Source organism: Streptomyces durbertensis (assembly GCF_014156695.1).
In the GTDB taxonomy this organism is placed as follows: Bacteria; Actinomycetota; Actinomycetes; order Streptomycetales; family Streptomycetaceae; genus Streptomyces; species Streptomyces durbertensis.
Genome location: NZ_WMLF01000321.1, coordinates 1 through 6338 on the forward strand (window position 1 = coordinate 1; position 6338 = coordinate 6338).

The window sequence follows — 6338 nt, forward strand, 5'->3', positions numbered from 1 at the left end:
GTCGGGGTCCGCCGGGCCGGGGCGGGACGGCACGGGTATGCCGCTGGACGGGCACGACGCGGCGGTGGACCGGGCGCTCGCCGCGCTCTACGGCGGCGGTGAGCGCGGCGCGGGCCTGGGTGGCAGCGCGCCTCGGGTGGCCCGGTGGCTGGGGGACGTGCGGAGCTACTTCCCGACGTCCGTGGTGCGGGTGATGCAGCGGGACGCCGTCGACCGGCTGGGGTTGGCGACGCTGCTCGCCGAACCGGAGATGCTGGAGGCCGTCGAGGCGGACGTGCACCTGGTCGGCACGCTCCTCACCCTCGGGAAGGCGATGCCCGAGTCCAGCCGGGAGAGCGCCCGGCGGGTGGTGCGGAAGGTCGTCGACGAGTTGGAGGAGCGGCTGGCCGCCCGTACGCGGGCGACGCTCACCGGCGCGCTGGACCGCTCGGCGCGTGCCGCCCGGCCCCGCCACCGGGACGTCGACTGGCACCGCACGATCCGCGCGAACCTCCGCCACTACCTGCCCGAGCACGGCACGGTCGTTCCCGAGCGGCTGGTGGGCTACGGCCGGGCCGCCCGCGCGGTGCCGAAGGAGGTCGTGCTGTGCGTCGACCAGTCGGGTTCGATGGCCGCGTCGGTGGTGTACGCGTCGGTGTTCGGCGCGGTGCTGGCCTCGATGCGCGCGATACGCACCCGGATGGTCGTCTTCGACACCAGCGTGGTCGATCTGACCGAGCGGCTGGAGGACCCGGTGGACGTGCTCTTCGGCACCCGGCTGGGCGGCGGCACCGACATCAACCGGGCGCTGGCGTACTGCCAGCGGCGGATCAGCCGGCCGTCGGAGACGGTGGTGGTGCTGATCAGCGATCTCTACGAGGGCGGCATCCGGGGTGAGATGGAGAAGCGGGTCGCGTCGATGCGCGCGTCGGGCGTGCGGTTCGTGACGCTGCTCGCGCTGTCCGACGAGGGCGCGCCGGCGTACGACCGGGAGCACGCGGCGGCGCTCGCCGAACTGGGCGCGCCGGCCTTCGCCTGCACACCGGACCACTTCCCGGAGGTGATGGCCGCGGCGCTGGAGAACCGCCCGCTGCCCGTACCGCCGGCCGACTGAGCTCCGGCGGCGACGCGCGGCGTACCGGGCGGTTGTGACGGGACTCACCGCGCCGGTGTGACGTGGATTTTATGCACCGCTCAGGGGCCGGGCTACCCTGCAAGGCGGACATGCCGCGTTTCCCGCCGACGCGGCCACGCGGCACGCCCACGCTCACAACGACCGCGACAACTGATTTAAGGGACGGACGCGCGTGGACCTGTTCGAGTACCAGGCGAGGGACCTCTTCGCCAAGCATGACGTACCGGTGCTGGCCGGTGAAGTCATCGACACGCCCGAGGCGGCGCGTGAGGTGACCGAGCGGCTCGGCGGTCGCGCGGTTGTCAAGGCGCAGGTGAAGACCGGCGGCCGCGGCAAGGCCGGCGGCGTGAAGCTGGCCTCCGACCCGGCTGACGCGGTCGAGAAGGCCGGCCAGATCCTGGGCATGGACATCAAGGGCCACACGGTCCACAAGGTGATGCTGGCCCAGACCGCGGACATCGTGGAGGAGTACTACGTCTCCTTCCTGCTGGACCGCACCAACCGCACCTTCCTGGCGATGGCGTCCGTGGAGGGTGGTGTCGACATCGAGGAGGTCGCCGCCACCAAGCCCGAGGCGCTCGCCAAGATCGCGGTGGACGCCATCGACGGCGTCTCCGAGGAGAAGGCCCGCGAGATCGTCGAGGCGGCGAAGTTCCCGGCCGAGGTCAAGGACCAGGTCGTCGCGGCGCTGCAGAAGCTGTGGGACGTCTTCATCAAGGAGGACGCCCTGCTCGTCGAGGTCAACCCGCTGGTGAAGACCGCCGACGGCACGATCATCGCCCTCGACGGCAAGGTCTCGCTGGACGCGAACGCCGAGTTCCGCCAGCCCGACCACGCCGCGCTGGAGGACAAGGCGGCGGCCAACCCGCTCGAGGCCGCGGCCAAGGCCAAGGGCCTGAACTACGTCAAGCTCGAGGGCCAGGTCGGCATCATCGGCAACGGCGCGGGCCTGGTCATGTCCACCCTGGACGTGGTCGCCTACGCCGGCGAGAAGCACTCCGGCGTCAAGCCGGCCAACTTCCTGGACATCGGCGGCGGCGCCTCGGCCGAGGTCATGGCCAACGGTCTGGAGATCATCCTCGGTGACCCCGAGGTCAAGTCCGTCTTCGTGAACGTCTTCGGCGGCATCACCGCCTGCGACGCCGTCGCCAACGGCATCGTCCAGGCGCTGGAGCTGCTCGAGAGCAAGGGCGAGCAGGTCACCAAGCCCCTGGTGGTCCGTCTGGACGGCAACAACGCGGAGCTGGGTCGCAAGATCCTCACCGACGCCAACCACCCGCTCGTGGAGCAGGTCGACACCATGGACGGTGCCGCCGACCGCGCCGCCGAGCTGGCCGCGAAGTAACCCAGACGACGACCTAGAGGACAGACGAGGAAACCGACACACCATGGCTATCTTCCTCACCAAGGAAAGCAAGGTCATCGTCCAGGGGATGACCGGCTCCGAGGGCCAGAAGCACACCCGGCGCATGCTGGCCTCCGGCACCAACATCGTGGGCGGTGTGAACCCCCGCAAGGCCGGTCAGAAGGTCGACTTCGACGGCACCGAGGTACCGGTGTTCGGCAGCGTCAAGGAGGCCATCGAGGCCACCGGCGCCGACGTCACCGTGATCTTCGTCCCGGAGAAGTTCACCAAGGACGCGGTCATCGAGGCGATCGACGCCGAGATCCCGCTCGCCGTGGTGATCACCGAGGGCATCGCGGTGCACGACACCGCCGCCTTCTGGTCCTACGCGGGCAAGAAGGGCAACAAGACCCGGATCATCGGCCCCAACTGCCCGGGTCTGATCACCCCCGGCCAGTCCAACGCGGGCATCATCCCGGCGGACATCACCAAGCCGGGCCGCATCGGCCTGGTCTCCAAGTCCGGCACGCTCACGTACCAGATGATGTACGAGCTGCGTGACATCGGCTTCTCCACCTGCGTCGGCATCGGCGGTGACCCGATCATCGGCACCACCCACATCGACGCGCTGAAGGCGTTCCAGGACGACCCCGAGACCGACCTGATCGTGATGATCGGCGAGATCGGCGGCGACGCCGAGGAGCGTGCGGCCGACTTCGTCAAGGCCAACGTGACCAAGCCGGTCGTCGGCTACGTCGCGGGCTTCACCGCGCCCGAGGGCAAGACCATGGGCCACGCCGGCGCCATCGTCTCCGGTTCGTCCGGCACCGCCCAGGCGAAGAAGGAGGCCCTGGAGGCCGCCGGTGTGAAGGTCGGCAAGACGCCGTCGGAGACGGCCCTGCTGGCCCGCGAGATCCTGAACGGCTGACCGCGCCTCGCGCGTCGGCCCGTCAGGGCTCCGACAGACGGCGGTGGCCCGCCTCCCTCCCGGTTCCGGCCGGAGGGGGCGGGCCACCGCCGTTTTCCGTGGCCCCGTCCGCTGGGCTCAGCGGACGAGCCGCTCCACCGTGCCGGCCAGGCCGGTCGGGACGATGTCGCCGGTCCGGTGGGTGGCGATCGTGAACGACGTGGTCAGCACCAGCGCGGTCGTCGCGACGCAGACCGCGAGCGTCCGCCCCAGCGTGGTGTGGTCGCTGCTGGTCCGCACGGCCCGGGACGGGCGCGGGGACACCTCGTGCGCCGCGGCCGCCCTCTCCAGCAGGTCGTGGACGACCGGCCCGCGTTCCGCCGGATCCCGCCCGCCGACGTCCGGGACGGCCTCGGCCAGCGCCTCCCTGGCGTGCAGCAGCCGGCCGGCCGTCGCCGGCGTGCTGGCCTCCGTCTCCGCGGCGATCTCCGCGAGGCCCAGCCCGAGGCCGTCGTGCAGCAGCAGCGCCCTGCGGTAGTCGCGGGGCAGCGCCCAGAACGCCTCCACGAACCCGCGCAGTTCCGCCGGCCCGGTGTACGGGTCGGGGGAGTGGTGCTTCGGCCACAGGCGCAGCCACGGCGTGAGCGCGTTCTCGTGGGCCTCGGCCCGCACCCAGCCGGCCGGATCCGGGTCCCTGGCGACCTCCGGCCAGCGCTCCCACGCGGTGTGGAACGCCCGCTCCACCGCCCAGCGCGCGACCGCGCCGTTGCCGGTGAGGAGGAACGCCTGCCGGACGAGCGGCCCGGCGTGCGCGGCGTGCAGCCGGTCGAAGGCGGCGGCCGCCGGGCAGCCGGCGGGCGGCGACTCGGACTCCGCGCTGCCGGACTCGGCCCTGTCCGGGGCGCCATCGGCGTCCGGGCGCTCGCCGGCTCCCTCGGCGGCGTCCGTCGCGTCGGTGGTGTCGGCGGCGCCGGCGGTGTCGGCGGCGTCAGGAGCGTCGGAGCCGTCCGGCTCGCCCGGGGCGTCGGTGTCGTCCGTCGCGGGGGGAGTACCGTCCACCAGGGCGGCGGCGTGCCGTTCGGCCTCGGCCTCGTCCCTGGCCCACACCGGCGACGGGCTGTTGAGAACGCCGCGTCGCGGTGGGCGCTCTGGCGATCCGTCACCCTTCGGGTGCTTTCTGCCCTTCGCGGCAGGCACGGCGTGTTCGGCGTGGTGTTCGACGCCGTCCGTGGGCCGTGCCGCGGCCTCGCGTGCCTTGTGCGCCTTGCCTTTCCCGGTGGGTTTCTTCGGACGTGCGGGCTTGTCCGCCACCGCGGCGCGTTCGTCCGTCCGCTCGTCGAACGTCATCTTCGCCCCTCGTGCTCGCCGGCGGTCCGGGCGGGTGCGGCTCGCTCCGGCGTCGGACGGCGCCGCACCGCAACCCGTGCGAATAGGTGCATAGATGAATATTCCGCGACACAGCGAGGTTTCGCTCGCTACGCGTGTGAAACGGGTGTTGTTGGCAGCATGTCCGTGTGAGCCAAATGACGCAGCGCGCCACGGGACGTGACGGTCCGGCGAGAATCGTGAACTGGCTGGCGGAGGGCGCGCTGGCGGCCTGCCTCGGCGTCGCCGCCGTGACGATGCTCGTCCTGGTGCTGTGGATCGCCAGCCCCCACCCGCACGGCGGGCCTGACGAGGCGTTGCGCATCGCCGCCGGCGTCTGGCTGCTCGCGCACGGGGTGGCGCTGGTCCGCGCCGAGACGCTGGGCGGCGGCACGGCGCCGATGGGCGTCACACCGATACTGCTGACCGCACTGCCGCTGTTCCTGCTCTACCGGGTCGCGCGGGCCGCCGAGGGACGTGCCTGGCGGGTCGTGCTGTGGCTGGGCGCGGGCTATCTGCTGGTCGCCGTGGGGGCGGCGCTGTTCACCGTCGGCGGCCCGCTGCGGGTGGCGCCGCTCAGCGCGACGCTGGTCATGCCGGCGGTGACCGCCGCGACCGTGGGCGCGGGCGTGTGGGCCGCGCGCGGCCGCCCACGCCCGGCGGACGGCACGCTGCGGCTACCGGCCGCCCTGCCCGAGCGGCGGCTGTTCACCGCCGTGCGCGCCGGGCTGGCCGCCGCCGGCGGACTGTGCGCGGTCGGCGCCCTGCTCGTCGCCGGGTCGCTGGTGTGGCACTGGCACGTCGCCGCCGAGGACTACACGCAGCTCACCGCCGCCTGGTCGGGGCGGATGGCGGTCCTGGCGCTCTGCCTGGCCCTGGCGCCCAACGCGGCGGTCTGGGGCGCCGCCTACGGGCTCGGCCCGGGCTTCACCCTCGGCGCCGGCAGCGCCGTCGGGCCGCTCGCCGCCGCCGGCCTGCCGCAGCTGCCGCACTTCCCGCTGCTGGCGGCCGTGCCGGCAGAAGGCCACGGCAGCCCGTACACCTGGGGGTTCGCGGCCGCCGTGCCGCTCGCCGGCGGTCTGGTCGCCGGCAGGTTCGCCGCCCGCGCGGCGGTGCCGGTACTCGGCGACCCGCACGGTTCCGAGTCCGCCGCCCAGACCAGCGGCACCTCGGCGCTCGCCGGCTGCTGCTGCGGTCTTGCCATGGCGCTGCTGGCGGCGTTCGCCAGCGGGCCGCTCGGCACGGGCGCGCTCGCCGAGTTCGGGCCGAACTGGTGGCTGACCGGCGCGGCGGCGGCCTGCTGGACGGCCGCCGTCGCGGTGCCGAGCGCGTTGCTGGCACGCTGGTGGCGGCTGCGGGAACCGCACCCGCTGCTCGCCGTCACGATCGGCGCGCGACGGGCCCGCGCGGGTGCCGCCGCGCGTCTCGTCTCGGGCCGGCGGAAGCTCACCGCCGCGCGCCGCCGCGTCCTCGGCGGCGGCGGCCGCCGCCGGGCGGGTAGCGCGGCGCCGGCCGACGACTGGCACTCCACGGGGACCCGCCACAACCGCTGGGCGGCGCTGAAGAAGGCCTCCGGCGGACTTGTCCCCGCCCTCGACGGCGAGGAC

General features: G+C 73.6%; 5 protein-coding genes. 4 read left to right on the forward strand and 1 reads right to left on the reverse strand.

What is annotated here, in order from left to right; translation table 11 throughout:
* The 3 genes from GL263_RS19145 to sucD form a co-directional block, all read left to right on the forward strand.
* A partial coding sequence (locus tag GL263_RS19145) for a VWA domain-containing protein (RefSeq protein ID WP_182856960.1) occupies positions 1 to 1093 on the forward strand: 1093 nt, incomplete at its 5' end.
* A gap of 193 nt (positions 1094 to 1286) precedes the next feature.
* Positions 1287 to 2459: an ADP-forming succinate--CoA ligase subunit beta gene (sucC, locus tag GL263_RS19150; RefSeq protein WP_182856961.1), complete on the forward strand. Its 1173-nt coding sequence runs from the start codon at positions 1287 to 1289 to the stop codon at positions 2457 to 2459.
* A gap of 43 nt (positions 2460 to 2502) precedes the next feature.
* Positions 2503 to 3387 (forward strand): succinate--CoA ligase subunit alpha, encoded by an 885-nt coding sequence (gene sucD, locus GL263_RS19155; RefSeq protein ID WP_182856962.1) that lies wholly within the window; start codon positions 2503 to 2505, stop codon positions 3385 to 3387.
* 117 nt (positions 3388 to 3504) lie between these two features.
* On the opposite strand, the gene GL263_RS19160 is transcribed toward sucD, so the two are convergent.
* Positions 3505 to 4713, reverse strand: coding sequence for a sigma factor-like helix-turn-helix DNA-binding protein (locus GL263_RS19160; RefSeq protein WP_182856963.1), 1209 nt, complete (start codon positions 4711 to 4713; stop codon positions 3505 to 3507).
* A 176-nt stretch (positions 4714 to 4889) separates the two neighbouring features.
* On the opposite strand from GL263_RS19160, the gene GL263_RS19165 reads away from it, so the two are divergent.
* Positions 4890 to 6338 (forward strand): cell division protein PerM (locus GL263_RS19165; protein WP_228456651.1); only part of this gene is annotated, 1449 nt, incomplete at its 3' end.